Here is a 26,276-nt window from a genome sequence, read left to right as displayed (position 1 = left end):
CGCCAATAGAAACATTAGAGGATGGGAAATCAATCTGGGCAGAGAAGAATCTAGCTCAGATATAATCTGACAGGCACCGAGTTGAAAAGTGGGTAACTGTCAGATCAGGTCTGAATTAGTACATGGGGCATCCGTTTTATCATTGTCGACAGATTTTTCAATTTGCCCGTGCTTAGTTTTATCAAGGTTAATGAAAATATCGGCTGATTTGTTATCACCGTTTTCGTCTGTTTCAATGCCCTCCATGTCTTCGGCTTCTAAAATCGAAGAGGCTCTATTACAACCATCTTCATGGTGGGAACCGAAGCATGCTGTTCGTTCAACCCCTTTAACCGTGGTAAACCCCTTGGTAAACCAGGCTCTTTTTCGGCATTCAATACAGACGATGAGACCTTCATACTTCTCGGGGGCAGCGATGAATAGCTCGGGGGTACACCGGCTACCATCATGCGTAAATTCAACTTCTAGCATGGTGATCTCAAGGCAATGTGTATGCACTGAGTATTACTTAGATTTGTTGCAATGGTCAATGCTTGAACTGTGCAATATGCAGCAAAGTCCTACATTTTGTAGGGATAGTTATGACAAGTTAGGTTCACAACGATTGCAAAAGCTTCGGATTGGAGAGGGTGAAGAACTGTACCTGTCACTTAACTAGTTGGCAGGTGCAGTTTCTTACCCTCAATCCCCATCAATTTCTCAATCAACGTTTGGTTGAATGCGGCGGCATCTGTAGTGGCGAGGCGGTGGACGTGATGGTGCTCCAGGTAGGTGCCTTTTTTTGTTTCAAATGGGGCGGGGGTGTCGCAGCCTTCGCAGTTGCCTTTTGCTCTGGCCTTCACGTATTTCTTCAATGCTTCAGAATGGTAGTCGGTGGTGACTTGGTGGGTTTGGTATTGGCGTTTGTAGATAACGTGTTCAGCATAGGGACGGGGCATAGTGACAAAAAAGGCCGCTCAAAGCGGCCTCAAACACATCGGAAAAACCGAATCACTCTTTCCCGTACACGTTGTTTTCTTGCTCACGAACACGGATGAAAGTGGTGCGTTTTGTGAGCTCTTTGAGCTTCGCCGCGCCAACGTAGGTGCAGGTTGATCGCACGCCGCCCATGATATCCTGGATGGTGTATTCCACAGGGCCGCGGTAGGGCAATAGTACGGTTTTTCCTTCAGCGGCACGGTAGTTGGCAACACCGCCGGAATGCTTGTCCATCGCGCTCTGCGATGACATGCCGTAGAACTTCATAAAAATAACACAATCCCTTTAAAAACAGTTTCTTATGTGTTGGTTGTGAGGTGTTTACTGTGTGGTTATACAGGTATTTAATGCTATTTTTTACCGTTTTTTTCACGAACGTAGACAAAATGTAGTCACTTTTTCAGGCGGGGATTCAGAGGTTGGCAAGAGGGTTTTTGCTGATCGCATCTGAAAGGTGTTCTGGGGAAAAATGCGCATAGCGCATCGTCATGCCAATATCAGCATGGCCGAGGATATCTTTCAGCACCAGGATGTTTCCGCCATTCATCATAAAGTGGCTGGCAAACGTGTGGCGCAAAACGTGGGTTGCCTGGCCGGTTGGAATGTCCTTAAAAACCTTCGTCTTTAGCAGATAGCAAAATGGCGTATAGCACTCCTGAAATAACTGTCCGGATGTTGGTTTGTAAATCTCTTCGTAGAGTTCGGGCGAAATTGGAATCGACCGATTCTTCTTATTCTTTGTGTTGGTGTAGGTGATTTTATATTTGCTTAGTTGGCTACCGCGTAACTTTGCTGCCTCGTTCCAGCGAGCACCGGTGGCAAGGCAAATCTTTACAATTTTGAGCATATCCTCTCGCTCATGCTGTGCGACGAGCTCAAGCAGATGTGCGATCTGTTCTGAAGTCAAAAACGCCATCTGACGTTCATGATCTTTCAGTGGCTTAATATCTTCCAGCGGGTTTGGGCCAACCCATTCTCCCAGTTCTTTCAGTTTACTGAATACAGCTTTGAATCGCGAAAGCTCTGAATTGAGAGTGGCGATTGAGGGTGCGCCTTTTTGCCAGCGTCGAGCAACAAAATTGATGTCGCCGGCCATACGCAGTTGTCGGAAGTTGGAATAGATTTTACTGGTAAACTTGGCTGCCAACGGGTTGCCCATGGCCCTTGCCATGTGGTCCATTTTGTCTTTGATCACGTTGCCATTACTTAGGCTGACCCCGTACATTGAATACCAAATGTTCAGAAGGTCTAACAGCCGGCGGCGATCGGCTGCAACACCAAGCCACGGCTTCTCATCCACCTCACGCATGGTATGTCGTTCAAAGGCTGTTGCTTCACCTTTTGTCGCAAAGCGTTTTCTAACGCGTTTCCCAGAGCGGCCATTGGGGTAGCAATCGCAAATCCATCCGCCATCTTCAAGTTTTCGAACTGTCATAAGCTACACAGATTACTGTTTATTTATACAGTTATTGTGCTATGAGCTTCGATGTTTTTCAATGTTTACATAGAGTGTAAAAAACATTTGAAGCTGATGAATCAGTAAGTTAAAGCTAATTTGGCGCAACCATAACGACAAGTTGCAACAAGTTGTAAAGATTTGCACTAATTTGCATGAAAGAAATCAACCAAATTTCTGTTGATATTTAGCCACAATGGTTAAATACTTTACACGTAGACGTATTATTTAATGGGTAGTTGCCGGAGTGAGTGCAATGTATACACGTACAGTACAATCGATCATGAGTAGAACGAAAAAGGTGGATGCTTTCTATCTGCCCGGTTTTGCACGTGAGGTGGAAGTACGTAGCCTCAATATGCGCAAGCACAACTCACGTTACATTGTAGTGCTAAACGATTTTCATGACAAAAAGGCATGGGAAGAGATCCTTGTTGTCACCGAAGTGAGTCTCAAACACAATAAGCTGCGTTATGTGACTAGCCCAGCATCTCAGCATCCTGAATTTGCAGCTTTAGAAAGCTACATAAAGCAGAAAATTGACTCAATTGTTGAGCAAGATCAGCAATACCTCCAGGCTATGACAGCTTAAAATTTGCATTAACCTATATGGAGATTGGTTAATAGATGGCACCTGCCGTAATTCCTGACTATTCAAAGGCCTTGGACCAACCAGTTCAGGGCCTTCTTGCTAACATTTTTGAACAGTACTTTTACAATGACATGGACGGTAATTTATACCGTTTAGAGATCTGTCCGATTAAGGGTAGTACTTATTCAGGTGCTGTAATTGTCTATAAGCTCAATTACGCTAAAGGGGATGAGTATCCAGAATACTATGCGGGAAAGGTTTTTTCAGAGTCGCAATGTAAAATTAGTGCTGCTGATGAAGCTTTAAAGCTTGGCATCCCTTATGAAAGTGAAATCCAGATTGCTCGTTATGTATTCAAGGATATGGATATAGAAATGGACAGCGGCCGAATTAGCGGTAAGCAAATACGTGGTGCTTTCGTTGATCCTGACTATGAAGGTGTACATATTACAAAGCATGTATATTTAACCTTGATGGAACAGCATGGAACGGTGATCAGTGACTTTACCCAAAGCATAGCAGGTCATAAGTTGTGGGCATTTGGGGTTTGTAAGTGGGGAGTAGTCAAGTTGTATGATGATAATCAAAAACAAATGCTTGTTGAGTTACTACCTCGAGGAGATACCCCAGTAAATGGTGTAATTCCATGGTCAGCATCAACTTTAACAGCTCAAGAACAAGAGGCACTGCGAAAAGGTCATTGGGAGCTTGGAAACTTAAGACACATCGTGCTTGTACTAAGCAACCATCATAGCTAAAAGAACTATATTGAATGACATTGCAGTGTATTGACTTAGGTGTGGCTTTGTGGTAGGTTGAAAGCCGGTTTACGGTGTTTCAAAAAGCGGAGCGATGAAGTCAACCTACCACAAAGCCACACCAATAAACGTAAACTATTTTTAACAAAATCATTATTTATTAACCGCTTAACGGCTGGTTTATTTGAAATATCTTTCAAGAAGATCGTCACATTCTTAATCATGCTTTTTTTCATGGTCTATATCTCCGATGATTTAATAAAGGGGATTATTTCAACGTTCATTTTACCACTTTTATTTGAGAAGCTTAAGTAATATTAGCCAGCAAGGATGTTAGTTAATGACAAATTTAAAAGATGCGTATGAAGATTTTGATTTTTTGAATCGAAAGTTAGATAGGGTATTAAAAGTTTTTTCAAAAGGGTTTGTGGGATTTATTGCAATACAAATCATATTGCAAATGTTGTTTTATAGCGCTTTCTACGGCGGTATATACTGGTTGAACTATAAAGCAACAGAAAATGACAAAAATATTTCCATTCGAGTTGAATTAAAAAGAAATATTGATAGGCATCAATATGTGTATGATTTAATGACTGTATGTAATGAAGGTAATATAAGCGAAACTCAAAAAAATAAGGTCTGCGATATGGCAATCGTAGAGTTTCAAAGCATTTACTCAAAAGCTAATAATTATTTAAATGATTTGGTTTCAGAAGATTTCTATGCGCTTATGCTTATTGAATTAAAAAGCACTATAGCTAGTCTTAATACTAAATTATATAAAGTTGAAAACTATAATAACCAGGAAAGGAAATGGATGGACGCTATATTAAATAGCAATACTACTCCAGTTGCATTTTTTCTATTATACACAGTTCTTTATGCTCTTCTTTTTCTAAAATTAGATAAATTAGGCAAGATGCATAAAGCAAATAATGAGCAGTACAAAAAGTGGCGACAAACTCTTGTGAATCCCTTGCCTATACGCACGACGTCTCAAGACAAGAAATAAGGCTGGCTTAATTTACATGCAGCCAGCGTGGTTCTTCGCATTATTGTCGTAGAGATACGTAATTGATTGCTAAAAAGTGCTACAAGCTTAGCCATCACACAGGAGGTGGCAATGCGATTAATAGTCTTTTTAAAAACAGTAAGTTCAGCTGTCAGGAGCACAATTTGTGAAGCGAGTTTGCCCACAAGTTTGCGAAAGGTGGATGACTGGCTTGTAAACGAAGCCGAGGACCTATGGATCAGCTTCAAAGGTCAAGCATTTTTCTATGCTTGAGAAGCGGTTAGTGTTTCAACAAAAATGTAGGTCCGATAGGATGGTTTGATAAGACTGAGTTGATGAGGATAGCAGTTGAGCCAGGTAAATTTTCTCGCTTATTACAAAACCTTCGAGGATGATATTGATAAGCTTTCCCGATATATTGAGATCAGTGAAGACAATTTCAAAGTGTATTCAATTGAATTAACCCGATTGTATCTTTCAATTTGCTCTGAAGTTGATGTTATCATGAAATTGCTTTGCGGGTTATTAACAGATAATCAATCTAAGCCTAAGAATATGGCCGGTTACCTAGATATTGTTGTTGAGCATATACCAGATTTTGTGGGTCAAGAGGTGAGGTGTTCCGGCCTAAAGGAAGATTTTAAACCTTGGGCGGAGGTTACTAAAGATCAACGGCCAAGTTGGTGGGTATATCACAACAAGGTGAAGCATGATAGGTCGGAGAATTATGCGAAAGCTAATTTAAATAATGTGCTGTTAGCATTAGCTGGTTTGTTCACCGTGATTGTTCACTATGAATATAGGAATAAATATCCGGGAATAGATAAGCAGCACTGGGGTAGCATTGATGATACTTTAAGAAGCGTTCATACAGCCTGTAAGCGATTTCAAATACTTAATTATCCATTTGCATACATACCAATGGAGTAATTTAACATACTTTTGATATAGCAACCGCACCAACAATCTAACCAGATTATTGGTGCGGTCATCCCTCACCCCTCAATCCCCACCAATTTTTCAATCAAGGTTTGGTTGAATGCGGCTGCATCCACGGCGTAGTGGGCGCGGCGGTGGCAGGTGGGGCAGAGGGCGATGACGAATTTTGGATGATCGGGGCCGCCGTCGGCGAGGCGGTGGACGTGATGGGGCTCCAGGTAGGGGCCTTTTTTTGTTTCAAATGGGGCGGGGGTGTCGCAGCCTTCGCAGTTGCCTTTTGCTCTGGCCTTCACGTATTTCTTCAATGCTTCAGAACGGTAGTAGGTAGCAACCTGGCGGGTTTTGGTATCGGCGCTTGAAGATGATGTGCTCAACGCTGCCTTGCGTAACTCGGCCAGGGTTTTGAGTTTCTTCAGTTCTTTCTCGATGGGCTTTTGTGCTTTCGAGACGTCGGCCACTTCAGGTAAGTGATCGGTATTAGCTTCCACTTCATCTTGGCTGTGCATCATTAAATGGAAGATGAACGCGTTGCGCTTGGTCCCGTGTGTGTCGGGCCGTTGTTCTTCGTGGTAACCAATGCAGTCGGCCGAACCGTTGTAACGCACGTAAGCTTTGCGCACATACTCAAAGATATGAATGGTGCGGCCATCTTTCATGTTGTTCAAAATAGCCTTGTTCCCGCGCACCATTTCCATGTCGCCTTACTGGCCTTCGCCGGTGTAGTAGAAAATGCCATCGTCGCCGAAGTCGTCGGCATAGCCGTGTTTCTCACCGCCGTCTCCGGTAAAAATGAAGATCGCATCCATGCCCGAAGGGGTGGATATACCGCCCTAGGCCTGGCCTTTGTACACGCCATGGATTTCTGACTGGCGGTGGTATTCTTTTCCAACTTCGAACATCAACTTCTTCTGAACCTTATAGATTTGGTTACCTGGATAATCAGAGTCTAAACAAACTCTTATTGTATGTGTATTGAAAAATATTGAGGAAAATTGCACAACGCCCAATCTGTGATCAACCCACGTTTCATTCTTATCTTATCTGCTAACATGAAGTTGATGAAAGTTACGTTAGAGCATAGATAGAAAGTGTAAAACTCTCTTACTCTAAGGAAGAGAGAATGAGTATATTGTTCAATCTTAAAATTAATCACATATCATTCAGATGATAAACGCATTGTTTTTATGTGATTTTATTATTCATTTCTATGTTTTCATCACATGGTATTCATTTAAATATAAATATTGAACACACTTCACTCTTTATTACTAATTATAAATGTGACTTATATGAGAAATATTAAAGATACGGAAAGATTTTTGATTGAAAAATTAGGATATGCAGAAAATATAAATACAATGGTTCTAGCCAGGGAAATATCTTTAATTGAGAATGTGATGAGTGAATATGAAGTTGAAAAGTGGGTCAAATCTGATTTAAGACGAGATGAAATAACTAAGTCAATTTTATCTGATTTGATCCATCGACCAGTTCTAGAAGACGATGACCATATTCGAATTGGAGTTGGCGGAGCTATGCCTCGCTCTGGTGTCATTTCAGAAAAAAAGGCTGTTATTTTAATTGGTTTGCCTGCTTCAGGTAAATCAACAGTTGCCAGTAAAATTGCGGAACAATTGGGGTCGGTTATTATTGACTCGGACTTTGCAAAGCGCAAGTTTCCTGAAATGTCTTTTCCGACTGGTGCGGCTTGGGTTCATAAAGAGTCGGATAAAATTGTGTTAGGTGATCCTCCTTCTTTGGTAACATTTTCAATGAATTACAGTCACAATTTAGTAATCCCTAAAATTGGCTCCAAACCAAAATCAATAAGAACTTTGCGTGATATTCTTACTAATGTTGGTTATGAGGTTACTTTGGGGTTAGTGTGGCTTGATCCTATAAAAGCACTCAAAAGAGCAATTGAACGATATCAAATAAGTAAAAGATATATCCCTATAAAAAAAATCTTTGACGAGTACGGTGAGAGACCATCAGAAGTATATGATTTAATTAAAAATGATGATGAGTGGAGTGGTTTTTTTAAGGTGTCAACAGATGTTGACAAGGGAAGTGATCCAATAGTGATTGAATCTAATGGACTGAATTTTTTGCTTTTTTAGCCAGTCTTGATTAATAACTACTTTAGGTTTAATATTATATTATAAAAAGGAGTGAATAATATGAGTTCAGTACGAGATAACGCTGGTAGAGTTAATAGAAAACGTGCTCAAAGTGCACGTAGAGCTAAGTCCCAGTTTTCTGATAAAGATTCTTACGAAGTAAAAGTTTTGAAAAGCACGCTAGAAAAATATTCTTTAAAGGATATTGAAGATTTTTATAAGGGATATAAGGTTTAAATGTTTTCTGTTTGAAAAAGAGAGCGGATTTCCCGCTCTTTTTTTTACTGACTTATATAAATTCAATGTAAAATGGTTGTTGCTTTTTCATCATAAGGAATTATTGTTTTATTTCATTGAAGTAATGTAAGTTTAGTTCTTTTTGGAAATAATGTTTTCTCTTGTACCAAATGAATCCGTCTCCTTTAGAAATAATCGCTACATCAATTGGTCCGCCAACAGTTTCTTGCTGATTAGTCACTTTTCGCCTAAAAGCAGATAGATTTACAAGCGATTCGGCCATATTTGCCATTTCTTCTTTTGGCAGATGTTGAACCATATCTACAATTGGCTGTGTATATTCTCTTTTCACCCATGAGTCAACGTTGTTATATATGTTTTCACATTCCTCAACGCTAATTTTTAAAATATCCGAATGGAATTGATCTTGTACATCTGGTTCAACTCCAATATTTGATAATTCTTTAGATATATGTCCTGCAATTTTAGAAATTGAGTTTTTTATTTCGTCTAAAAATTTGTTCTTTATATTTGGAGTTGTCCCTGTAATAAAGCTTGCAACTTCTTCTTCCTGTGCATACGGGATGATTCCACTCTCGCCTGGACTGCTTACACATTTTGAATTTTGGATAGAATATCTGACTTTAGAGTGAAAAAAACCCTGAACATTAAAGCTCTTAATGACTGGAAAGAACTCTTTGTCACCATAACCGGCAAAGATAACGCCAGCATTTTGAATTGTAGGAATAAGCTTTGTTGTTGCTATACAACATAGTTGTTCGAATTTCTTCTTAAAATCCGAAGTAACCATCATCCCATCTTGAATATAATCTTCTAAATAATCATTAATAATTAAATCTAATATTTCAGGTATGTCATCCATTATGTCGCTGAAATCCTCGTCAGAAAAATTCTGAAGAAAATCTCTTTTTTCCATACCAGAAATCATTGCATCAAAAACTTTTACGAATAAACTAATGATCAACTCCATTGGAGGAGTAGATAAATTTTCAATATGCTCACTATATTCAGATTGGCTTTCTACGAGATTAGCTGCCTGTTCAAGTATTTCTTCATACAATTGATAAAGAAAGTTTTCTCTAAAGTCACTTGGGATTAATAAGTTTGAATCCTCAATAAACTGAAAGAAATCAGAAGCATATTCATCAATTCTATCGAAAGATTTTATTCCGAGATGTTTTCTATATTCTTTGATAATCATTTCCCAAGGAACACCACAAAGTGCTCCTGAGCCATTAACCATTATACCAACAGGATGATGTTTTGTTAGAGCGAACAGTTTTTCAGCACCATTATATATTTTACTTGATTCATTTTGAGATATTGTCACTGCTGAATCAGCAGCTAAAGCTACTCCACTTTTGTTATATACAGCAATTTCTGCAGTCATTTATCATCCTTAATTTGAAATAACCTTCCCCAGAACCTCAATATCCCTTTCATCCAACTGAACTGTAGAGTTGGAGAACTCAATCGCTACCTTGTTACCAGGCAGTTTTTGTAGCGAGTTGATGGATACATCCCCATCGATTTTGATCAGATACTGGCCTGAAATTGCTTTGTCAAAGCTCTTATCTACAAATACCAAGTCGCCATTTTTTGCCACAACAATCAGGTTGTCGCTTACCAGCACTCTTTTACTTTCTAGATAGCGGCGATCAAATTGAAGCTTTTCCTCTTCCACCAAATCACCATCTTTGAATGAGAAGTAAGGGAGGTTGACTGTGTTTCGACCTGCATTTGAATCATCACTCACATACATTTCACCTTCGCCTAGAATGAGCCATTTGAGTGACGCACCTGTTGCAAGATGAACTCTTACCACGACTTCAAATGGTGTTTGGTTACGCTGATGCCAAGTGGAAATGGTAGCCCTGCTAATTCCTAAAACTTTTGCTAGCCCCATATTCCCTTTAGTTTTCAATGCCTTTTCTAGTCTTTGAGTTATGTCCTTACCGCCTTGGTAGGCAAAAGGGTGAATTTTATGTTGACCGTCAAACATTGAGTGATCTACCATCCTAAAAGAACCCAAAAGAGTGATATCGAATTAACTTGCACGGTTTTTCGATAGCCAAGTAACTGAACAACTCATAAGGATAACACCATGAATAATTCTTCAATAGTGTTCAATGCGCCACTTTGTCCCTTTGTCACAGTTCAGAAATTCTCTGAAATCTCAGGCATTACCATCGGCCAGGTGAACAAAATGATTCACGAAGGCCGGCTGCCCATCCGTCCGAAATCCCCAGGCAAGCCAAAGGAAAAGCCACTCATCAACATGGTGGCTTTATCGAATGAAGGCGCTGACGCGGCTTACTAATTAAGTCATTTGAATATATCGCCAAGGGCAGGACGCCACCATGTTTGCAAATGCACAGTCAAAACACTCGGCTTTTTACAGTGCCTGCGTGGCATTCAGCAATGCGCATGTCATTAAAGAACTGGCGGCGCGTGTTGGGCTGAACTCGCAGCAGCAATGCAACAAGCTGGATGTGAAAAAATCCAAACACCATTTGTACGCCACTGAAATGATGCTGCTTACCAAAGCCACGCGTGATCCGGTTACCGGTGAAATGGATACCCGCATGATTGAAGCCTTGCTGAAGGAAATCGATTTAACCGTCGCGCCTCTGCCGGCCGAGGAAAGCAACGCGCCGAAGAAGTCGATGAACGATCGCTTGCTCACCATTACCGCGGCCACCGGCGAAATTTGTTCGCATACGCTGGCAATGAATGCCACGCAACGCATCAACCAACGCACCAAAGATCAAGTGGTAAAACGCGCGCAGCAGGCCGTTCGTGAATTGGTGATGCTGATGAACGAAGTCGAGGGCAAGTTTCAGGCCGTACCTGTGCTTTCTTGTGCTGTCGATGCACTGGGTTCGATGCCAATGCCGGGGTTCAGTTAAGGAGTCACCATGGGAAACGCCGCAGAGCAACTTAACCAACCGCGCTCAGCGAAAGATTCGATTGCCTATTGCCACGAGTTGTTCGGCTGCAAGAGTTCGCTGGGGCTGAGTTACGACAATCTGACTGAAGACGTAAAACGCACCTTGTGCTTTTCAGCCGGTTTGAAGCAACGCCATGTAGAGATGAAGTTACACGAAATGGAAGACCTGGAGCGTAAAGCGTTGCACCGGTCTATCAACACACTTGCCGATGCGCTCAAGCCGTTCGCGCACAAGGCGTTCCGAGATTTTCAGTAGGCCGAAAGGCCAGCTTGGGAGGGCAACATGAAATCTATCGAGAACCACACGCAGGAACAAGAGAACCACAATTGCCAATCTGTGATTGCGGGCATTATGGAGCTGATTGTTTCGAATAGCCAATATGTGAACGGCTTTGTGAATTACAACGGTTACTTCAGTCAATTCGATGTCACGGTGAATACACACCACATTGTGGATGGTGCCCGCGAAAGCGTGAACCTGTTGAAAGAACAGGTTTATTTGCATCGCAACCGCTACAGCGATAACGCAACACCCTTAGCGCAGTTGCTGGCGTTGGAAGACAAGCTGATTGAGGTGATCGCAAACGAGATGGACAAGTGCGAGGTGCCAGCATGAGCCAGTTTACAGCCGTTGAGCTGATTGAATTACTTCGCGATCGGTTGCAAGAGTCGGCCGATTGTATGTCTGCCGATATCGAGAATATCCGCCGCAGTGGCCGTACTACCGCCGACATGATTCGCATGGTTGAAGATGCGCGTTATTTCGTGAGTGAGGCGGATACCTTTCTGGCTACTAGCAAAGAAGAGGTGCCAGCATGAACAAGGGCCACATTATGGTTGCAGCCGATGACCTAAAAGATGCGTTTGCGGATGTGGGCTTTCCTGGCCCGGCGGTGGATGCCTTCATTACGATTTTCGATTACGTGGAAGACGCCGCAGGCGAATGGTTCGCACTGGACGCGGTGAAAGCGCAGTCGTTCCACCTAGCACACGATATGGCGTTGTTAACACTCGATGATGTTTTCACCGGTTGGTTCGCGTTCTGGATGTGTGTTTTTAACAGTTCGGAACACGGCAGCATGGAAGAGTTTCAGGCCATGGGCGCCATTCGCGGTTTGTTCTTCATGGCGGGCCAGTATCGCCAGGTCACGCTGCCGGCAGCAATTCAAACCTGGTGGGCACAAACGGTGGATATTCACCACAACCCAAGCTTGAACGAGGTGTGATCATGATGCGTTTCTTTGCAGTGGTGGTTTGTGCCGATGGCGGCATTGTTCGCAATGAGCAAACCGGTGAAGTAATGAACATGGAAGTGGGCGAGTGCAGCAGCCGAAACGAGGCGATTGATCAGGCTTGCCACATGTTCGAATGTCGCCATGTGAGAAATGGTGTGTTGCGTCGCAACAGCAGCGCCGGCGGTTTGTTAGTGGTGGATGCTCAGGAGTTGGTGGAGATATGAGCAGCGTCATGTATCAAGTTAGCTATAAAAACAACGCCCCAAAAAAAGGGGCGTGTGTTTGCTCACTCGTTACCGGTTCGTTTCAACCTTTCGCCAACAAATCGAGCCATGAAGAGTTCAAAGCGGGAAAGGGTTTTGTTGGATACATCCAATCCCATTTCCATGCCAGCCCGAATGAAGGCAATGTTGTAGAAAGAGAGCAATGGTTGATTGTCCAATTCTTGAATTCGATAGAACTGCTCGCGTTTTTCTTTTTCATTCAAGTCCGGATTCAGAAGGGCAGTGTAACGTTTTGCTTGGTTACCAGATTGAACCGCTTTCAGGGTTGGTTTTACCGTGAAAGTAATGATGGACAACAAAGAAACCAATGCACCTGCCAATACAGAAAATCCTACTCCGGCAAAAATGGCGGATCCCAAAAACATTTGGGCAATCGTCATCAAAGTATCTACTCGGTTATAGAACATTTCGTTCAATTGTTCTGTGCGGATAGAAAAACGAATATCGAATTCAGTACTGGTGTCGTTCATATTAATCCTTTTTATCTCCATCAGGTTTTGGTGGCGGAAGTGATTCACGTCTGTGATGGAATTTGTCTGTGTCGTTGTTTGACTGTTGGTTTGTAAAACCGGACATTTTCTGTCTCCTCGCTAGTTGATTTGTTTTGGTCGAACTGAAGATTAGCGACGTGTGCCAGCGACGACAATGGGCCGTCATCCCCACGATACGGGGAACTAATTCAAGAAAGATAGAGTTGGTCATTACTGAGCAATATTGAACATTATTGAGCAATATTTCAGGTTCAAATGTATTTCTATTGATTAGAAAAAATAGTGCAAAAAGTTATTCAATTTGCGTGTTATTTGGCTGGGAGGCTTCAACGTGAGTTATCAGATGATAAATGTTACCGAGAATAATCTCGGTTTTTTTACGCCTAAAGAAGTTCGACAATACACAGGCGTGATCCCTGAACAAATTTCGAAAGCCAGTTTTTTCTTGGAAGGGCATTCGGATGATGAAGCGTTAAAACGATTCCTCAGGTATCGCGATCCGAAACTTCCTCCTGAACTGGCCCCGCAGGGCCGCCCGGAACGGGCGGGGAATAGTAGGCTAGTCCAGCGGCGCAAAAGTCCGACAAGGGAGGACTTGGCGAGGGAGAGGGCGCAGAGCGAGCTGAAAAAGAGCAAGCAGCGCCTTGTTCAGTGGAATGATCTGTTCAGAAGAGTCGATTATGAACGTCGCGGCAATGTGCAGTATGTAACGCCGTTCGTGCCGCCACGTGTGAAGCCAATCAAGCTGGATTGGAAAGACCGTCCGTTAGAGCATTTGAAACACTTTGGGTTTGTTGAAAATGCGCCTGTTATGGCGAGATTTCTGCATCGTGATTGGTCTGGCGAATACCGGATTCGGTTAGAGTCGCAGGCGCGGCCATCGGAAGCACCGCCAGCGCAAAGTGGTGATCGGTTCACTGAGGAAGTGACGAGCGGTGCGGTTCGCAAAATATTTGAATCGGGCGCGTTCGTTCAGTCGACTCGCGATGGGTATTCCACCTTCATTACGCTGACGTTTACGCGGGAACAGCGCGAGCGTGTACTTACCAGCCGACCACAATCGAAAAACCGGACCAAGCCAGGACGTTACGGAACCATTGTGGTGATGAGTCCGCATGGTCGTGATCCGTATCGTGTGAAAGCGGCCGGTAACTTCACCTGGCTGGACGACATGGGTAAAGCCGGCGAATTCGCGGTGATCAATATGGCGCCGATTACAGAAACGGGTCGGGTTGATGCGCATGGCCATGAAATCAAAAACATTGGATCGGCAAGTGTGCGTGCATCTGGCCCGTGGTCAAGAATTCACGAGTACGCACCGGATTCTTCCATTGGCAATGAAGTTAGCCGCTTTCTGGATGGTGCGCAGAAAATGTATCAGCGTGGTTGGATTCCAAGTTACCGGCCCGCCAGAAAAAAACGCGGCAAAGAGATTGTCCAACCGGCTGGCACCCCATGCGGCAAGGTGATTGCCGATGGACCATTCACCCCCATTCGAAAAGGCGATAAGAAAGACAAGTTAGGGCAGAACCCGCGGTGGAAAGAGAAGCCTGGCAAGGGCTTACAGAAAGTAGCGGTACCATTGGATTATTGCTGGGTGGCTGAAATGCCGGCTAATGCGGACGGTGAGCCAAACCCGCATGTGCATGTGTTGTTCCGTTGGCGGGTACCAAAATCTTATTTCCATGCTTGGGCCGGGCGGCTTGAAGGGCTGTGGGGTAATGGCTTTGCGAAGATCGAGAAAATCAAACATGCCAAAGCTGGTGCGGGTTATCTGGTAAAAGCCGTTGGGTATGCAGCGAAAGGGCGAGATGGCAATCAGGGGCTGATTCGCGGTAATCGCTACGGCATCAGTGCTTGTGCCAGGGCGCCAGGCTGGCAGGAGTTGGCGAGTTTTCAGGCCGATAACATGGCGGCGATTATTGCCGAGTGTGAAGAGAAGCTATATCGGCGCAAAGTCCACCACGAGGAGCGGGAAAAGCGAGCGTTCTTTAAGCTCAAGGAATCGAAACGCCAGTATCAAATCACCAAGAACAGTAAAAAACTCAGTGAGGAAAAACGAGCTGCCCGGCTTGAGAAGCTGAAAGCTATGATGTTGCAGCAAGATGAGGAAATTGCTTCGGCAAAGGCCGATAAACGAGCCACCGGTGTGGTCGCCTCTGGTCATTATCAGATCACTTTTACCGGTGATAACGCTTCGGATAAATTCGATCGCTTTCTTGGATGGGCGGTGAATAACCGTCAATGGCAAGTGAATGCGCGCAATGAACAGGTGAAAGAGGAACTGGAACAAGAGAAAGCCGCTTTAATTGCCAGCCTACAAAAGGAATATGCCGAGCTGCAGGATGATTTGAACCTGGATGATGATCAAATAGAACGGCTTCGTGTTCTGCATTTTGCGCTGCAGGAGGTTGATCAGGATATCGACTATAAGCGGATGATGCGGCTGCAAATGGCGAACACGTTACGTCAGCAGCGCAGCTACTGGCGACACTTCGCCGATACGCTGCCAGATAGACGCACCAGTTTGGATTACTGGTCGTCATTCTGGAATCGCTATGAGCCCAACGAGCTGCCAGAAGATAGAGACTTGATGTTGAGCTTACAACATCAGGATGACTTGCTGTGCATACGTAAAGCTGCCTAAACGAGGATAGAGCATGAGTTTTGATGCCCTGGCGCTGAAAGCGCTACAAGAACAAATAGAAGAGAATGCGCGCCAACGTGCTGCGGATGAAGAACAGGATAAATCGGTGGCCGATTGTACATCAGACTCATAAAAATCAGCCCCTTGTAGAAGTTTTTTACCTAAACTGCTGCATATCAGTTAAAACTACTGTATTTTTGTACAGTGCTTTAGGGCTAGGAGTACTGTTTAGATGACGCGTTCTATAAGCTGGCAGGCGATCGACTTTATTGTTGAGGCACTGGCAGCCAACACATATGGTGACGATCGCACTCAGGTAGGGATGTACCTGGTCGATTTAGTGATGAAGGATAGAAAGAAGCCACTCGATGCTGAGCAAGAAAAGATGGTGAAAAGATTATTAGCGGAGGCTTCACAGATAAGGAACGAGTATTAGAAGGCCCGTTCGGGCCTAAATCAGAGAAAGCTGTTGGTAAACCTGTTTGGTTTGTTCTGGCGAGAGTGAGCGCACAATGGCATGGACTAACTGGCCCGTCGACTTTGAAGATGGGCTAAGGGTGTGTGAGAAACCCTGCGACATGACAAAGCTGTGCCCACACTCTGGATTTTTGCACTGACAGTACATATCGGCACAATCTATTGTGAGGCGGTTGGTTTTAGTAATAATGGCCCGTTCACCACACCCACAATAAATACGGCTACCTCGAATAAATGGGGTAGCCGTTGTCATAGCTGAGTACTTCAATGTGTGTTTGTAACTCACTGCACTGACAAACGTATGTCCGCAATAGGGATCCCGGCAGGAACAAGAAAGCTGGGCGCCATCATCAACCGTTTTACTCCTGCTGATAATCGCGCGCTCACCGCATTGGCAATAGATACGCATGGTTTTCCTAACTGGCTGACTGATAGGGTAATAGTAAGAAATGCCTGTGTTTTTGTACAGTATGTCGAGTTGGGTTTTTTATTGTGCCCTGATTTGCATTGCGCTTGCATGTGTATCTGATACATTTCTGCCAGGTTATATCTGCAAGCAATAAGGAAAAATTATGAAATGCTATTTAGTTGGCCTGTGCGCTTTAATTTTATCAGGCTGTGTTACAACTGAGTCTTTAAAAGCTACATATGATAATCCGGGGTGGCCAGGGTACATTAGTAAATCACAATCTGAGTTTGATGGTAGGAAAGATGTATCAATAGAGCCGGGTTACTTAGATGATGGCTCATCATATTTGTTGCTTGGAGCTCGTTGGAACAACAAGATGAAAGAGGGGCGTCTCATCCTTGTTGCTGAGTGGAATGAGCCAATAAATTTTGAACCAGCAACGAGTTTAGATTTTAATATTGATGGCAAATTTATTAGCCTGCTCCCGGTTGATAAACATGATTATGGAATTAAAGATATGAAGTCTTTGACCACGCAGTCCATCTTAGGCCCAATATCTACTCCACTTCATTACACAACAAAGAAATCATACTGGATTACGAGGGATCAGCTGGATGAGTTAATCCAAGCTAAGAAGTCAATTGTTCGTGTTCAATTCTTGGATAGCTACTCTGAGCAACGTATTGAACCAAGTGACCCAAATAACTCAAGCTATCTAAAATATCCATATGTTTGGGCTAAACCTGGACTGGAAAAGTTTTTAAAAGAAATTCCTACAAGCTAAATATTGAAAGGCCGTTATGCGGCCTTTTCTACATTTGTATTGAAGGTTAATCGCAAACTCTTGGTTATCTCGGGATCTGAATTCACTTCATCCATAATCAGTTCACACACGGGAATCACTTCATCTTTCGCGTACTCGGTACCTACCTTGACTGGGTCGCCCAGGTTTGAGCCGGGTTGAGGCACTAAGCCGCCTTTTGCGCTGGGGAAGCGATGCCCAACCAGAATGTCTTGCGCGGTGATGTTCTTGATTCGTTCAAACTCGTCTTTAGTGGCAATATCGCCAACCGGAATCAGTTGAATGCCTTTCTCTTTCCCGTTCGGGATGTTCACAAACATACTGCGAAAGTTACCCACACCTTTGCTGCTGGCGATCTTCTCTTGCAGCATTTTTTCGTCTTCTGGACTTAGGTTCGGGTCAGTCGCATAGAAAATGAACCCCATGTGGGCACCGTTCATGTAATAGCGCCGGCGAAAGAGTGTGGCGTCTTTGTTGAGCAGGCTGCTTTGAATGCTGCCCAGGTAATCCGGTAAGCCATAGATTTGCTGTTGGGGTTCGTACTGAGGTAGAAAAATGACGTCTTTTTCTCTGTACACAAGCTGTTTCTCGTCTCGTTCAAGGATGACGAAATCGCCGTTTTTGCGCCGTCGCAAATACATTGAAGGCAGTGGGTATAAACCGACGACTTGCCCGAAAGCATTTCGCAGTTTCAATAATGCCGCATCCCCAAACATGAAGTAATCACGGCAAAACGCCTGAACAAAACGACGGCGCAGGTCGCCACCGCTTGTAAACCGTCCGGCCACATAGTTGGCGCGGGCAATGAGCAGGCTGCCGTGATAGGCATTTGCATTGGCTATTTGCGCCAGGCCTTGGCGCGAAACAGGCGGCTCCCAGAAGTTGTCTGCATCGTTGTAGTAGAGCTCGTTGTAATCGGTGAGCCATCGGCTTGAGTCGACCGGCTCAGGTGTGCTGTCGATATGGTATGCAGAATTTTGGGTTGTTGGCTTGGTGGTGAGTGCCTGTGTCATGCTGCGGTCGCCCAGGTTGATTTACGTTTATTGGAATGGTTCAGCGGTTCATTGATCAGCGCATGTGCTATGGCCCAGAAAGCGTCAGCATGCCCGGTGATTTCGCTTCGCTCAGCTTTGAATGTCATGGCATTACCGCTGCTTGTGGTTACACGTTTGATGGCCATGAATGCCATGGCGATGTCTTTATGTTCGGCATCAAACTGCAGTCGATTGGATTCAATGACATCAATCATCTTCATCACCAGGCGGGTTTTATTCTCGGTGCTGTAGTGGATGGCAACCGCTTCACGTGGGTGTTTCTGGCTGATCAGGTCCCATACACCGCCGCCGATCCCTGTGGTATCGACGCCAATGTAAGTGACATTGAAACGCTCAAATACTTTCTCTATTTCTGCGACATGGTGTTGGAAATTCAGCCCGCGCCAGTAGTGTTTTTCTAACACTCGGAAATTTTCAGGCGCGACAATAGGCGGCGCGATAACAACCAGACATGCATTGTCGCGAGTTCGGCTGGGGTCGTAGCCCAGCCAGACTTCCCGATTATCGAACGGTCTTGGGTTGTTGCGCTTAAAGTCTTGCCAGTGCGCACTGTCAACCATGCAGCGTTCAAGGTGGTTAAACTTGAAAACGCTTTGCGAACCATCAACGAAAATACACATGAAGAGGTTATTGAAGTCATCTTCACTGTATTCGTCGTGGAGCTCATCGATATCGAACAGCCCACAGCCGCCATTTGCTGCATCTTCAATCGTGACGACGTAACGCCATTGTCTGTCTGGACATAAGCGGCCACCGTCGCGGTATTCCTCAAAAGTGGGGAAATCGAGCTTTTCGCGGCTTTCTTTACCTTTCTTCCAGCTATCGCCAGTCCAGAAAGGGTAAGCCTGATGGGTTTTGGCTGATGGGGTTGAAAAGTAAGTCTTCCGCCATTTCTTGTGGGTCGCCATGGCTGATGCAAGTTTGTTCAGCTCGTCGAACTTTGGGATCCAGAAATATTCGTCCACATACACGTGGCCGTGATAGCTCTGTGCGGTTTTGCTATTGGTCGACAAAAACCGCAATTCCGCACCATTCGATAGCACGATTGGGTTACCGCTCAGCTCGATATCCAAAAACTCTTTGGCAATCGCAATGATGTAGCTGCGGAAGACTTCAGCCTGCGCGCGGGAGGCAGAAAGGAAGATCTGATTGTCGCCCGTCAAAATGGCGTTTTCTAGCGCCTCACCACTGAAATAGTAGGTTGCCCCAATCTGACGCGATTTCAGAATATTTCGAATACGCTGATGCAGGTTGTCCCGCATCGTCAGCTGGTATTTAAATAACGACTGATGCCAGTCTGCAAAGTCGGCTTCGCTTACGTCGTCGACATTGTTTTTTGCCTGTTTGCCTTTCTTCTTACTGCTTTTTGCGGCGGTGTTGGCTGTGCGTTGCTTGTGCGGCGTGTCGGCTTTATTGCTGCCGGCCTCCGATTGTTGCTCTTGCTGCTTATCTACCGCACGCATTTTTTTCAGCTTGGTGTGGTGGTTAATCAGCCGGTCGAGCATGTCCAGCTGGTTACGGGATGGATCCGGTATTTCAAGTAATGCCTGGATGCGGGACGCAATGGCTTCATCAACCGTGTGCTCACGCAACATATCCCGCCAGCCATATTTATCAGCCCAGTAGTAAATGATTCGTTCATTACTTAGGCCAAGTTCGGCAGCGATATCTTTTGGCGTCCATGCCTTCAGGTAGAGGGCTCGGGCGGCTTGTCGTAGTTCAGGAGAGTATGCCATGCCGCAATCATACGCGGCGAAATGACTCAATTGAGGTACTTAAATTCTGCTGTGTTCGGAACGAAATCCTATCCGAATTCCTTAGAAATCAATTGCATGAATCTGGTTACTCAAAGGCGTACGCTTTGCGGTGACTGATACGCAAATTGACATTTTCACTGACGGAATCGGGATTCATGAGCAAGCAGACTGGTTGGGTAATCGTGGCAACTGAAGGGGCAACCGTAGACGGGCGCACCATTACAGCCAACTGGATAAAAGACATGGCTGAACAGTATTCGACGGAAGAGTATACGGCATTGATTTGGCCCGAGCACTTTCGTTCATCCTGGGCGCCATTTGAAGGTCGTAACTGGGGCACGGTAGATGAGGTAAAAGCTGCCAAGTTCAAAAACAAGTTGCGATTGTTCGCGAAGCTGACCGCAAATGACTTCCTGCTTGAATCTAACAAACAAGGCCAAAAGCTGTTTACTTCCATTGAAGCGAACCCGGATTACAAGGGCGAGGGCCGTTGTTATTTGATGGGGTTGGCTGTGACTGATTCACCGGCCAGTTCCGGTACCACTCGCCTGAAGTTTTCGATTGGCGAAAAGACGCATGAACGCGAATACAGCCAACTTGAAGAGCTGAATCCAACCGATTTTATCTCGACTGATGACTCCCGTAGCTCCATTGCTCAGGCCTTTAAGACCATCGGCAATTGGTTCTCTAAAGGTGGCACTTTGCCAGAAATCTCAACAGATACACACGACGAGGAACACGACGTGAATGAAGAACAATTGAAAGCCTTGCTGGCAGAGCAGCTTCAGCCTTTCAGCAACAAGCTGGATGCTCTGGAGCAGAAGTTTGCTGACAAGGAAAAACCGCCAGAAGGAGGTCAGCCTGAAGCCGATGGTGGTGACAAACAGCCATCTAAAACGGAAGGCAGTCAACCTGCGGCGCCGAATTTCAGTGAACTGTTCTCTGCAGAACTGCAAAAGCAGCTGAAGCCGATGACAGACAAGCTGGATGGCTTGGAAAACAAGTTTAACGCGTTAGCACAGGAAACACCGGGGCAGCGCCCAGCGGGTGAAGGTGCTGGCGAAACGGTGGAGGCGATTTAATGCTGAATACACTTTCATCCGAATATCTGGCGAAGTACAGCGATTCAGTTTCCAAAACTTACGGTACTGGTAACCCATCGAAGCAGTTCGCTATTACGCCGGTGATTGAAACCAAGTTGCGTCAGGCCATTTTAGAATCTGATGCTTTCCTGAACATGATTACGCACAACCCGGTTGATCAGATTGCGGGTCAGGTTGTTGATGTGGGCTCAGGTGGTTTGCTGACTGGTCGTGTTAAAGGTGGGCGCTTCCGTGGTCAGTTGGGTTTTGACGGTAATACCTATCAGCTGACTGAAACAGACTCCTGCGCATGTATTGCCTGGGAAACCATGACGGTTTGGGCTAACTCTGGCGGTCCTGGGGAGTTCATCAAACTGATGAATCAGGCCAGTACCCGTAACTTTGCACTGGATATGATTCGTGTTGGTTTCCACGGTACCCACATTGCTGAAACGACCAACCCGACGACTTACCCACTAGGTCAGGACGTTAACAAAGGCTGGCTGACCATCGTCAAAGAAAAGAAAGCTGAGCAAGTACTGGCATCTGCCAAGCTGGATGCAACCGGTGCAACAGCCGATGCATATAAAAACCTGGATTCCCTGGTGAATGACCTAATCAACACCACGGTTCATGAAGTCTATCGCGAAAGCCCTGATCTGGTGGTTTTGGTTGGCCGTGATCTGGTCTCTGCTGAACAGCATCGTTTGCTGGAATCTGCCACGGTACCAACCGAGCACAAAGCGGCTCAGAGCCTTGCGAAAACGATCGCAGGTAAGAAAGCCTTCACACCGCCATTCTTCCCAGCAAAACAGGTTTGGGTCACGTCTTTGAAGAACCTGCAGATCCTGACGCAGAAAGGTACGCAGTGGCGTAAAGCGCGCAATGAAGAAGACCGTAAGCAGTTCGAAAACTCTTACCTGCGTATGGAAGGGTATGCGGTGGGCGACTTCAACAAGTTCGCGGCCATTGAAGCCGTGGACGTCATTGAACCGGCACAGGTGTAAGGACTGATCATGGCTAGCCCATTACAAAAACAGCGCAATGCACTGCTGGCTAAAAGCGGATCACAGAAAGTGGCTTCTGAAGTCAGTGAGGCCACGACCGACAGTCTGCATATCAAGCTGATTGAGCTGGAAGAAGACCGCCAGGATATGCGGCGCCGTTTCAATGCTCGTGCCGATCGGATTGCACACAAACGAGATGTGTTAATTCCTAAATATCGCGCTCTGGCAGAACGCTACTTGGAAAGCGGGGAGCAATACCAGAATCCGGTGTTCACCAGTTTGGTTCTTTGGCTGTTCGATGTGGAAGCCATGGAAACAGCATTGGATTGGTGCTTCAAAGCAATTGAGCGCGAATTACCAACACCGGATTACATCAAACGTGACTGGCCTACGTTCTGCGCCGATCAGGTACTGGAATGGGCTGAACGTGAATCAGAGCGTGGTCATTCCATTGAACCTTATTTCAGCCAGGTATTTGAAAAGGTTCGGCACGAATGGCGTTTGAACGAACAGGTGAATGCTAAATGGTTCAAGTTCGCGGGCTTGCTCTTGCTGCGAGACGACGAAGGCAAGCCACGAGCGACCGCTGTTGGTGATATTGAAACGCTGGAAAAAGCCAAAGCCCTGCTTGTTGAGGCAAACAAACAACACGACAAAATTGGCGTCGGCACCATGATCAGCAAAATCGACCAGCGCATCAGTGCGCTGGAAACCGGGAAGAATTTGTAAGACTCCCAAGCCGCCGCGCCTCGGCTGACGAGGATAGGGCAGCCAACAGGCTAACCCGAATCCGTCGACTCAGTGGCTAGAGGTGCAACTAATTAAAAGGGGCAGCGATGAGCTTTGGCGGAAAGGTAAACCCGGCGGATAACACCACCTTAAACGGTGCTGGCTGGCCTGATTTATCGACCAGTGAATTTCGCAGCATCCGCCGGGTAGCCAGTGTGTTTGATAACGACTCAATTGCTATGGCGTTATCAATCGCGGCCCTGAATGTACAGGGCCAGCTTCAAAAACTGCAGGTTGATGGCGCAGCGCAGGAGCTGAACGCAGCAAAGCAGTTTGCCTACAAGCGGGCGGTGTATGGTCGGGCCCATGCGGAATTACTGGCTGAATTCGCCACCCAGGACAGGCGCGAGCAAGGTGCTAATGCGGCCACTGATGACCCGGAGCAGAGCCAGCGCTTTCTGGCCCAAAGTGCCCGTGATGTGTGCCTCTTGTTAGGCCGTAGCCCAAACGGAATTGATTCGATATGAACAACGTCGTTTACAGCAAAACCAAGCTTGAGCACCTGACAGATTACATCGTCCGCAGGCTGAAAACCGATGTGCTGGCGAACAAGCTCGATGCCTGGCAGGAAAGCGCGAAGCTCATTTTGAACGGAGAAGACCGGGGGAACGGCGGCTTCATCATCTGCAACTGGCAGTACCGCGCGGTGATCAGCATTGAAGAGTTTCCGCACCAGAAGTTAGACCCGCGCTACCTGCTGGCACTGGTTGCCTGCTGGTTGAGTGAGCACGACCCGAACAGGGATGTGGAAGAGCTCGGGGATCCGGATGTGGCCGTGGACGTTATCAGCCATGAAGCCGCTGATGTGGCGATTGAACTGACGCTCGAAGAGTCGGTTGAAATGATCCCTGACCCGGATGGCCTGATTGAGTTTGCGGGTGAATTGTACCGGGTTCAGTCCGTGCCTATCGACACTGCAGAAGAAGCGGAAATTCGAAATGAAGCCGCAGATTAAAGTTGTTCAGCGTGACCAGCTCAACCTGCAGGAAAAGCTGGCCATGCTGGCACTGCCAGCCCGAAAGCGGATATGGATTTTAAAAACGCTGGGGCGCTGGGAAAAGTCGAGAGTTCGCAAGCGCATTCAGCAGCAGCAGGACATTCACGGCAGGCCGCTGGAAGAACGGCGCAGCAAGAAACGCGGCAAGATGATGCGCCGGATGGCGAAAGGACTTGAGCCTTATGTCAAAGGCGGCAACACGCTGGAACTGACGTGGGCGAATAAGCTAACAGGCCGCATTGCAGGACGGCATCACCTCGGGCAATCCGAACGGATGACTGCCAGAAAGATGCAGAAAAAATATGGTCGTTCCGATTCCAAAGAGCCTTGTACCAAAGCCCAGGCGCGAAAACTTAGAGAGCTTGGCTTTGAAATTCAACGCTCAAAAGGCAAAGGGACAAAGAAGCCCAGTCTTAGATGGATCATGGAGAACATCAATAAAGGGAAAGCCGGGTTGATGATTCGAATCATCCAAAACGAACCATCAAAGACCGCTTGGGATATCCCACTCCCTGAACGTCAGATCCTCGGCAGCCAGGAACGAGAAGTCAACCGCCAGCTCGTGAACATATTCGAGCAGGCCAAAACAAGGAAATAACCCATGGCAATCGGAACTGTTGATGTCAACAACCTCAACTTAGGGCAAGGGGGGGGGCCGGAAATCGAGCGTCATTTGCTCTTTATCGGCAGCACCTCAAAAGCTGAGTTGCAGGGCAAGCTGACCTATGTGTCTGCAGCAACCAACTTAAATGATGTGGTGGCAGATGATGCCCTGGGCCGCAATGTGATCGCCGCGCAGCTCAACGGCAAGCAGAACTGGACCGCAGCCATTTATGCGCTGGCAGACGGCCAGACCTGGGAAAACGCAGTGGATGCCGCGAACCTGACCGGCTCTTTCGAAGGCATTGTGATTGTGGATGAAACCACAGACAAAGCCGGATTTGATGCCATGCAGGCCAAGCACACCGAACTGGTGAGCAAGCTGGGACGCTGGGTGTTCTTTCTGGCTGCCGTACCGGGCATTGATAAAGCGGCGCAAACCTGGTCGGCCTATACCGGCGCGATGGTCACCTTGGTGAAGGACGCGGCAGCCAACATGGTAGTGCCAATACCCCAGTTGCATGGCAATAACATCGGGGTGCTGGCGGGCCGACTGTGTGACCGCAGTGTCACCGTCGCCGATACGCCCATGCGGGTGGCAACCGGCAATGTGCTGGGATTGGGTGAACACCCGACGGACAGCGACGGCAAAGTGCTGGATATGGCAACCATCATCGCACTGGCAACCGTCCGTTACTCAGTCCCGCAGTGGTACCCGGACTATCAGGGCATCTACTGGGGCGATGCCACCACGCTGGAAGCTGCTGGCGGCGATTACCAGGTACTTGAGTATGTTCGCCCGGTTCACAAGCTGAACCGCCGAGTTCGGGTAAAAGCGATTCGCCGGATGGGTGACAAGATCCTGAATTCCACACCGGCGTCTATTGAGCTGAACCGTCAGTATTTCAGTGTCGATATGCGCCAGATGTCGAAGACCACTGAAATCGGCGGTATCACCTTCCCCGGTGAAATCATGAAACCGCGAGACAAGGACGTGACGATTCAGTGGCAGACCAAAACCAAGGTGATCATTGGCCTGATGGTTCGCCCGCATAACTGCCCGAAACATATCGCAGTGAATATTGCACTGGATCTGACTAACCCAGCAGACACGGAGGCCTAATGCGAATTTCCGGAAAAAACATGCGCTTCAATCTGGGGGATATCCGCCTGAGCGCGCAGAAATTTACCCTGTCGATTACCGATAACAGCGCGGTGTCTAAAACCAATGGCGTGCCGGATGGCTACGTGGACGGCGATGTGGAAGCGTCCGGAGAAATGGAATTGACCACCTCGCAGTTCAATCTGCTGAACAAGGCCGCAGCCAATGCAGGCGCCTGGCGCGCACTGCCGGCATTCGATGCCATGGGGTTTGGCAAGATTGATAAGGATGAGCTGAAAGTCGAGATGTTCGGCGTTCGTATCAAAATTTCAGATTTACTCGATGTCGACGCAAACGGCGGCAGCGCCCTGGTGCACAAAATCCCGTTCGATATCACCAGTCCGGATTTCATCAAAATCAACGGTACATCGTACCTGCGTGATGATGAAACCGAAGACCTGGTTTCCTGAGGATAG

At 46.2% G+C, this 26,276-nt stretch carries 34 protein-coding genes and 2 pseudogenes; 24 read left to right on the top strand and 12 right to left on the bottom strand.

Going from position 1 to position 26,276, the window contains the following annotated elements; all coding sequences use genetic code 11:
- Window positions 1–99 precede the first annotated feature (99 nt).
- The 4 genes and pseudogenes from IFO68_RS21220 to IFO68_RS21205 all read right to left on the bottom strand — a co-directional run bounded on the left by IFO68_RS21220 (window position 100) and on the right by IFO68_RS21205 (window position 2,413).
- Window positions 100–471 (bottom strand): hypothetical protein, encoded by a 372-nt coding sequence (locus IFO68_RS21220; protein ID WP_192017772.1) that lies wholly within the window; start codon window positions 469–471, stop codon window positions 100–102.
- A gap of 179 nt (window positions 472–650) precedes the next feature.
- Entirely contained in the window at window positions 651–938 is a 288-nt protein-coding gene (locus IFO68_RS21215; protein WP_192017771.1) for a hypothetical protein, read from the bottom strand.
- Between the two features lie 52 nt (window positions 939–990).
- Window positions 991–1,248, bottom strand: a pseudogene (locus IFO68_RS21210) (IMP dehydrogenase); the annotation flags it as partial.
- A 142-nt stretch (window positions 1,249–1,390) separates the two neighbouring features.
- Complete coding sequence (locus IFO68_RS21205) at window positions 1,391–2,413, bottom strand: phage integrase (protein ID WP_192017770.1); 1,023 nt, start codon at window positions 2,411–2,413, stop codon at window positions 1,391–1,393.
- Window positions 2,414–2,690: 277 nt separating this feature from the next.
- Here IFO68_RS21205 and IFO68_RS21200 point away from each other — a divergent pair, with 277 nt between their 5' ends.
- From IFO68_RS21200 to IFO68_RS21185, 4 genes are all read left to right on the top strand, one after another.
- Window positions 2,691–3,026: a hypothetical protein gene (locus IFO68_RS21200; RefSeq protein WP_192017769.1), complete on the top strand. Its 336-nt coding sequence runs from the start codon at window positions 2,691–2,693 to the stop codon at window positions 3,024–3,026.
- Window positions 3,027–3,061: 35 nt separating this feature from the next.
- On the top strand, window positions 3,062–3,784 hold the full coding sequence (locus IFO68_RS21195; protein WP_192017768.1) for a hypothetical protein: 723 nt from the start codon (window positions 3,062–3,064) through the stop codon (window positions 3,782–3,784).
- A 340-nt stretch (window positions 3,785–4,124) separates the two neighbouring features.
- On the top strand, window positions 4,125–4,799 hold the full coding sequence (locus IFO68_RS21190; protein WP_192017767.1) for a hypothetical protein: 675 nt from the start codon (window positions 4,125–4,127) through the stop codon (window positions 4,797–4,799).
- A gap of 348 nt (window positions 4,800–5,147) precedes the next feature.
- Window positions 5,148–5,729: a hypothetical protein gene (locus IFO68_RS21185; protein ID WP_192017766.1), complete on the top strand. Its 582-nt coding sequence runs from the start codon at window positions 5,148–5,150 to the stop codon at window positions 5,727–5,729.
- A 65-nt stretch (window positions 5,730–5,794) separates the two neighbouring features.
- On the opposite strand, the gene IFO68_RS21180 is transcribed toward IFO68_RS21185, so the two are convergent.
- Window positions 5,795–6,433, bottom strand: a complete 639-nt coding sequence (locus tag IFO68_RS21180; protein WP_225445377.1) for an HNH endonuclease — start codon at window positions 6,431–6,433, stop codon at window positions 5,795–5,797.
- Window positions 6,434–7,027: 594 nt separating this feature from the next.
- On the opposite strand from IFO68_RS21180, the gene IFO68_RS21175 reads away from it, so the two are divergent.
- Together IFO68_RS21175 and IFO68_RS21170 are read left to right on the top strand one after the other, a co-directional pair.
- Entirely contained in the window at window positions 7,028–7,858 is an 831-nt protein-coding gene (locus IFO68_RS21175) for a zeta toxin family protein (RefSeq protein WP_192017765.1), read from the top strand.
- A gap of 60 nt (window positions 7,859–7,918) precedes the next feature.
- Entirely contained in the window at window positions 7,919–8,095 is a 177-nt protein-coding gene (locus IFO68_RS21170) for a hypothetical protein (protein WP_192017764.1), read from the top strand.
- A gap of 100 nt (window positions 8,096–8,195) precedes the next feature.
- Here IFO68_RS21170 and IFO68_RS21165 read toward each other — a convergent pair whose 3' ends face one another.
- Window positions 8,196–9,506: a hypothetical protein gene (locus IFO68_RS21165; RefSeq protein ID WP_192017763.1), complete on the bottom strand. Its 1,311-nt coding sequence runs from the start codon at window positions 9,504–9,506 to the stop codon at window positions 8,196–8,198.
- 9 nt (window positions 9,507–9,515) lie between these two features.
- Window positions 9,516–10,118, bottom strand: coding sequence for a phage repressor protein CI (locus IFO68_RS21160; protein ID WP_192017762.1), 603 nt, complete (start codon window positions 10,116–10,118; stop codon window positions 9,516–9,518).
- A 102-nt stretch (window positions 10,119–10,220) separates the two neighbouring features.
- On the opposite strand from IFO68_RS21160, the gene IFO68_RS21155 reads away from it, so the two are divergent.
- The 7 genes from IFO68_RS21155 to IFO68_RS21125 are packed head-to-tail and all read left to right on the top strand — an operon-like array spanning window position 10,221 to window position 12,525.
- The gene (locus IFO68_RS21155) at window positions 10,221–10,436 is read left to right on the top strand and encodes a DNA-binding protein (RefSeq protein ID WP_192017761.1); all 216 of its coding nucleotides are present in this window, start codon (window positions 10,221–10,223) and stop codon (window positions 10,434–10,436) included.
- Window positions 10,437–10,476: 40 nt separating this feature from the next.
- On the top strand, window positions 10,477–11,025 hold the full coding sequence (locus IFO68_RS21150) for a phage regulatory CII family protein (RefSeq protein ID WP_192017760.1): 549 nt from the start codon (window positions 10,477–10,479) through the stop codon (window positions 11,023–11,025).
- A 9-nt stretch (window positions 11,026–11,034) separates the two neighbouring features.
- Complete coding sequence (locus IFO68_RS21145; protein ID WP_192017759.1) at window positions 11,035–11,322, top strand: hypothetical protein; 288 nt, start codon at window positions 11,035–11,037, stop codon at window positions 11,320–11,322.
- Between the two features lie 27 nt (window positions 11,323–11,349).
- Window positions 11,350–11,682, top strand: a complete 333-nt coding sequence (locus IFO68_RS21140; RefSeq protein ID WP_192017758.1) for a hypothetical protein — start codon at window positions 11,350–11,352, stop codon at window positions 11,680–11,682.
- On the top strand, window positions 11,679–11,885 hold the full coding sequence (locus IFO68_RS21135) for a hypothetical protein (RefSeq protein WP_192017757.1): 207 nt from the start codon (window positions 11,679–11,681) through the stop codon (window positions 11,883–11,885). The genes IFO68_RS21140 and IFO68_RS21135 overlap by 4 nt, the downstream gene beginning before the upstream one ends.
- Window positions 11,882–12,292, top strand: coding sequence for a hypothetical protein (locus IFO68_RS21130; RefSeq protein WP_192017756.1), 411 nt, complete (start codon window positions 11,882–11,884; stop codon window positions 12,290–12,292). Before IFO68_RS21135 ends, IFO68_RS21130 begins: the two co-directional genes overlap by 4 nt.
- A 2-nt stretch (window positions 12,293–12,294) precedes the next feature.
- Window positions 12,295–12,525, top strand: a complete 231-nt coding sequence (locus IFO68_RS21125) for a hypothetical protein (protein WP_192017755.1) — start codon at window positions 12,295–12,297, stop codon at window positions 12,523–12,525.
- 62 nt (window positions 12,526–12,587) lie between these two features.
- Here the strand turns inward: IFO68_RS21125 and IFO68_RS21120 are convergent, their stop codons facing one another.
- Complete coding sequence (locus IFO68_RS21120) at window positions 12,588–13,055, bottom strand: hypothetical protein (protein WP_192017754.1); 468 nt, start codon at window positions 13,053–13,055, stop codon at window positions 12,588–12,590.
- 616 nt (window positions 13,056–13,671) lie between these two features.
- On the opposite strand from IFO68_RS21120, the gene IFO68_RS21115 reads away from it, so the two are divergent.
- Both IFO68_RS21115 and IFO68_RS21110 read left to right on the top strand, forming a co-directional pair.
- Window positions 13,672–15,723: a rolling circle replication-associated protein gene (locus tag IFO68_RS21115; RefSeq protein ID WP_192017753.1), complete on the top strand. Its 2,052-nt coding sequence runs from the start codon at window positions 13,672–13,674 to the stop codon at window positions 15,721–15,723.
- A 232-nt stretch (window positions 15,724–15,955) separates the two neighbouring features.
- On the top strand, window positions 15,956–16,159 hold the full coding sequence (locus IFO68_RS21110; protein ID WP_192017752.1) for a hypothetical protein: 204 nt from the start codon (window positions 15,956–15,958) through the stop codon (window positions 16,157–16,159).
- 15 nt (window positions 16,160–16,174) lie between these two features.
- On the opposite strand, the gene IFO68_RS22195 is transcribed toward IFO68_RS21110, so the two are convergent.
- Window positions 16,175–16,453, bottom strand: coding sequence for an ogr/Delta-like zinc finger family protein (locus IFO68_RS22195; protein WP_225445379.1), 279 nt, complete (start codon window positions 16,451–16,453; stop codon window positions 16,175–16,177).
- Between the two features lie 24 nt (window positions 16,454–16,477).
- Window positions 16,478–16,609, bottom strand: a pseudogene (locus IFO68_RS22190) (ogr/Delta-like zinc finger family protein); the annotation flags it as partial.
- 163 nt (window positions 16,610–16,772) lie between these two features.
- On the opposite strand from IFO68_RS22190, the gene IFO68_RS21100 reads away from it, so the two are divergent.
- Window positions 16,773–17,393 (top strand): hypothetical protein, encoded by a 621-nt coding sequence (locus IFO68_RS21100; RefSeq protein ID WP_192017750.1) that lies wholly within the window; start codon window positions 16,773–16,775, stop codon window positions 17,391–17,393.
- A gap of 14 nt (window positions 17,394–17,407) precedes the next feature.
- Here the strand turns inward: IFO68_RS21100 and IFO68_RS21095 are convergent, their stop codons facing one another.
- Both IFO68_RS21095 and IFO68_RS21090 read right to left on the bottom strand, forming a co-directional pair.
- Window positions 17,408–18,424 (bottom strand): phage portal protein, encoded by a 1,017-nt coding sequence (locus IFO68_RS21095; protein ID WP_192017749.1) that lies wholly within the window; start codon window positions 18,422–18,424, stop codon window positions 17,408–17,410.
- The gene (locus IFO68_RS21090; protein ID WP_192017748.1) at window positions 18,421–20,202 is read right to left on the bottom strand and encodes a terminase large subunit domain-containing protein; all 1,782 of its coding nucleotides are present in this window, start codon (window positions 20,200–20,202) and stop codon (window positions 18,421–18,423) included. Before IFO68_RS21090 ends, IFO68_RS21095 begins: the two co-directional genes overlap by 4 nt.
- Before the next feature lie 176 nt (window positions 20,203–20,378).
- Here IFO68_RS21090 and IFO68_RS21085 point away from each other — a divergent pair, with 176 nt between their 5' ends.
- The 8 genes from IFO68_RS21085 to IFO68_RS21050 all read left to right on the top strand — a co-directional run bounded on the left by IFO68_RS21085 (window position 20,379) and on the right by IFO68_RS21050 (window position 26,270).
- Entirely contained in the window at window positions 20,379–21,305 is a 927-nt protein-coding gene (locus tag IFO68_RS21085; RefSeq protein ID WP_192017747.1) for a GPO family capsid scaffolding protein, read from the top strand.
- Window positions 21,305–22,312 (top strand): phage major capsid protein, P2 family, encoded by a 1,008-nt coding sequence (locus IFO68_RS21080; protein WP_192017746.1) that lies wholly within the window; start codon window positions 21,305–21,307, stop codon window positions 22,310–22,312. Before IFO68_RS21085 ends, IFO68_RS21080 begins: the two co-directional genes overlap by 1 nt.
- Before the next feature lie 9 nt (window positions 22,313–22,321).
- A complete protein-coding gene (gpM, locus tag IFO68_RS21075; protein WP_192017745.1) occupies window positions 22,322–23,041 on the top strand; it encodes a phage terminase small subunit in 720 nt (239 codons plus the stop codon).
- A 107-nt stretch (window positions 23,042–23,148) separates the two neighbouring features.
- Window positions 23,149–23,568 (top strand): head completion/stabilization protein, encoded by a 420-nt coding sequence (locus IFO68_RS21070; protein WP_192017744.1) that lies wholly within the window; start codon window positions 23,149–23,151, stop codon window positions 23,566–23,568.
- On the top strand, window positions 23,565–24,056 hold the full coding sequence (locus tag IFO68_RS21065) for a phage tail protein (protein ID WP_192017743.1): 492 nt from the start codon (window positions 23,565–23,567) through the stop codon (window positions 24,054–24,056). The genes IFO68_RS21070 and IFO68_RS21065 overlap by 4 nt, the downstream gene beginning before the upstream one ends.
- Window positions 24,040–24,696 (top strand): virion morphogenesis protein, encoded by a 657-nt coding sequence (locus tag IFO68_RS21060; RefSeq protein ID WP_192017742.1) that lies wholly within the window; start codon window positions 24,040–24,042, stop codon window positions 24,694–24,696. The genes IFO68_RS21065 and IFO68_RS21060 overlap by 17 nt, the downstream gene beginning before the upstream one ends.
- Before the next feature lie 3 nt (window positions 24,697–24,699).
- A complete protein-coding gene (locus IFO68_RS21055; protein WP_192017741.1) occupies window positions 24,700–25,821 on the top strand; it encodes a DUF2586 domain-containing protein in 1,122 nt (373 codons plus the stop codon).
- Complete coding sequence (locus tag IFO68_RS21050; protein WP_192017740.1) at window positions 25,821–26,270, top strand: phage protein; 450 nt, start codon at window positions 25,821–25,823, stop codon at window positions 26,268–26,270. Before IFO68_RS21055 ends, IFO68_RS21050 begins: the two co-directional genes overlap by 1 nt.
- The last annotated feature ends 6 nt before the right edge of the window (window positions 26,271–26,276 follow it).

Source organism: Photobacterium arenosum (assembly GCF_014841115.1).
Classification (GTDB): domain Bacteria; phylum Pseudomonadota; class Gammaproteobacteria; order Enterobacterales; family Vibrionaceae; genus Photobacterium; species Photobacterium arenosum.
This window is presented reverse-complemented; position numbering and strand designations above follow the sequence as displayed.

Coding starts and splice junctions, on each gene's coding strand:
- IFO68_RS21120 (WP_192017754.1), bottom strand. CDS start 13,055: ATGAACGACACCAGTACTGAATTCGATATTCGTTTTTCTATCCGCACA.
- IFO68_RS21170 (WP_192017764.1), top strand. CDS start 7,919: ATGAGTTCAGTACGAGATAACGCTGGTAGAGTTAATAGAAAACGTGCT.
- IFO68_RS21095 (WP_192017749.1), bottom strand. CDS start 18,424: ATGACACAGGCACTCACCACCAAGCCAACAACCCAAAATTCTGCATAC.
- IFO68_RS21090 (WP_192017748.1), bottom strand. CDS start 20,202: ATGGCATACTCTCCTGAACTACGACAAGCCGCCCGAGCCCTCTACCTG.
- IFO68_RS21080 (WP_192017746.1), top strand. CDS start 21,305: ATGCTGAATACACTTTCATCCGAATATCTGGCGAAGTACAGCGATTCA.
- IFO68_RS21065 (WP_192017743.1), top strand. CDS start 23,565: ATGAACAACGTCGTTTACAGCAAAACCAAGCTTGAGCACCTGACAGAT.
- IFO68_RS21190 (WP_192017767.1), top strand. CDS start 4,125: ATGACAAATTTAAAAGATGCGTATGAAGATTTTGATTTTTTGAATCGA.
- IFO68_RS21140 (WP_192017758.1), top strand. CDS start 11,350: ATGAAATCTATCGAGAACCACACGCAGGAACAAGAGAACCACAATTGC.
- IFO68_RS21175 (WP_192017765.1), top strand. CDS start 7,028: ATGAGAAATATTAAAGATACGGAAAGATTTTTGATTGAAAAATTAGGA.
- IFO68_RS21200 (WP_192017769.1), top strand. CDS start 2,691: ATGTATACACGTACAGTACAATCGATCATGAGTAGAACGAAAAAGGTG.
- IFO68_RS21155 (WP_192017761.1), top strand. CDS start 10,221: ATGAATAATTCTTCAATAGTGTTCAATGCGCCACTTTGTCCCTTTGTC.
- IFO68_RS21100 (WP_192017750.1), top strand. CDS start 16,773: ATGAAATGCTATTTAGTTGGCCTGTGCGCTTTAATTTTATCAGGCTGT.
- gpM (WP_192017745.1), top strand. CDS start 22,322: ATGGCTAGCCCATTACAAAAACAGCGCAATGCACTGCTGGCTAAAAGC.
- IFO68_RS21070 (WP_192017744.1), top strand. CDS start 23,149: ATGAGCTTTGGCGGAAAGGTAAACCCGGCGGATAACACCACCTTAAAC.
- IFO68_RS21125 (WP_192017755.1), top strand. CDS start 12,295: ATGATGCGTTTCTTTGCAGTGGTGGTTTGTGCCGATGGCGGCATTGTT.
- IFO68_RS21195 (WP_192017768.1), top strand. CDS start 3,062: ATGGCACCTGCCGTAATTCCTGACTATTCAAAGGCCTTGGACCAACCA.
- IFO68_RS21130 (WP_192017756.1), top strand. CDS start 11,882: ATGAACAAGGGCCACATTATGGTTGCAGCCGATGACCTAAAAGATGCG.
- IFO68_RS21215 (WP_192017771.1), bottom strand. CDS start 938: ATGCCCCGTCCCTATGCTGAACACGTTATCTACAAACGCCAATACCAA.
- IFO68_RS21145 (WP_192017759.1), top strand. CDS start 11,035: ATGGGAAACGCCGCAGAGCAACTTAACCAACCGCGCTCAGCGAAAGAT.
- IFO68_RS21060 (WP_192017742.1), top strand. CDS start 24,040: ATGAAGCCGCAGATTAAAGTTGTTCAGCGTGACCAGCTCAACCTGCAG.
- IFO68_RS22195 (WP_225445379.1), bottom strand. CDS start 16,453: ATGACAACGGCTACCCCATTTATTCGAGGTAGCCGTATTTATTGTGGG.
- IFO68_RS21160 (WP_192017762.1), bottom strand. CDS start 10,118: ATGTTTGACGGTCAACATAAAATTCACCCTTTTGCCTACCAAGGCGGT.
- IFO68_RS21220 (WP_192017772.1), bottom strand. CDS start 471: ATGCTAGAAGTTGAATTTACGCATGATGGTAGCCGGTGTACCCCCGAG.
- IFO68_RS21055 (WP_192017741.1), top strand. CDS start 24,700: ATGGCAATCGGAACTGTTGATGTCAACAACCTCAACTTAGGGCAAGGG.
- IFO68_RS21180 (WP_225445377.1), bottom strand. CDS start 6,433: ATGGAAATGGTGCGCGGGAACAAGGCTATTTTGAACAACATGAAAGAT.
- IFO68_RS21085 (WP_192017747.1), top strand. CDS start 20,379: ATGAGCAAGCAGACTGGTTGGGTAATCGTGGCAACTGAAGGGGCAACC.
- IFO68_RS21050 (WP_192017740.1), top strand. CDS start 25,821: ATGCGAATTTCCGGAAAAAACATGCGCTTCAATCTGGGGGATATCCGC.
- IFO68_RS21150 (WP_192017760.1), top strand. CDS start 10,477: ATGTTTGCAAATGCACAGTCAAAACACTCGGCTTTTTACAGTGCCTGC.
- IFO68_RS21165 (WP_192017763.1), bottom strand. CDS start 9,506: ATGACTGCAGAAATTGCTGTATATAACAAAAGTGGAGTAGCTTTAGCT.
- IFO68_RS21205 (WP_192017770.1), bottom strand. CDS start 2,413: ATGACAGTTCGAAAACTTGAAGATGGCGGATGGATTTGCGATTGCTAC.
- IFO68_RS21135 (WP_192017757.1), top strand. CDS start 11,679: ATGAGCCAGTTTACAGCCGTTGAGCTGATTGAATTACTTCGCGATCGG.
- IFO68_RS21110 (WP_192017752.1), top strand. CDS start 15,956: ATGACGCGTTCTATAAGCTGGCAGGCGATCGACTTTATTGTTGAGGCA.